Source organism: Acinetobacter seohaensis (assembly GCF_056431365.1).
In genome coordinates this window covers 1-897 of sequence record NZ_JBWKMK010000075.1, presented here as the reverse complement: position 1 = coordinate 897, position 897 = coordinate 1, and the positions used below count along the sequence as shown (strand labels likewise).

Sequence of the window (897 nt, the reverse complement as noted above, 5' to 3'; positions counted from 1 at the left end):
TAGCAACAGGAGGTGTTGCTGAATATATATCCATGTTCATGGATTAAGTCCCCACTTGTTTTTAGGTGGGAACTAAATTAAGGCTTATAGGATCGCTTGGTAAGGCTGTGTTAGCCGGATGCTTACGTTGAGTGTTTAAAGTAAACATGTAAAAAGTTCTTTTAGACCATTAGCCTTAACTTATCTATAGGATAAAACCAAACAAACATATACATGTTTACTTTTTAAGGGCAACTTAGGGTGAGTTCATAATTTTTAAGTTATATCTTCACAAGATGATAAGAGACGTTTTGCATATGCATATGCTCTAACTTTTACCCATGTTTCATTTATCATTAAACACCAAAATAATAAAAATATAATGTGTAGGATGACTAAAACGTAGTATTGAGGAGACAATAAGCTTAGTGAGTTTATATCTACATATTTATCTTTAAATGTAACAACTATTATTAAAAGACTTATTGCTAGTGAAATTAAGATAATTGTTATTGCTGTACTTTTAAAAGCTAATAGATTTCTGCTAAACCCATAATTCATGTTTTCTTTAAGAATTAATGGATATTTTTCGCTATCTCTTGTTTTTTCTCTTAGATAGTTAATTGCTGAAATATAGTATTGATCTGCATCAGTGGGATTAGCTCTTTCTGCTCTTTCACTGACATTCTTAAAGTTTGATACTAATGATACTAATTTTTCTCTATATCTTTGTTTTGTGTATTTATCAAGCTCATTGTCAGAATGACGTAAGATAAGTGTTGTAGGAGCACCCCCCATACGCGCCAACTTAAGCCATGTTGATGATATTTCATACACTCTGGTGCCTCCTAAATAACATTGAAATATCATCTGTAAATCGTTGTAATTTCCTCTTCCTAGGCCGCTCCGACATACTTT

At 32.0% G+C, this 897-nt stretch carries 1 protein-coding gene; it reads right to left on the bottom strand.

Annotation, left to right across the window (positions count from 1 at the left end):
* Nucleotides 1-255 precede the first annotated feature (255 nt).
* On the bottom strand, nucleotides 256-897 hold a 642-nt coding region (locus AC07E5_RS09715), incomplete at its 5' end, for a hypothetical protein (protein ID WP_498625336.1).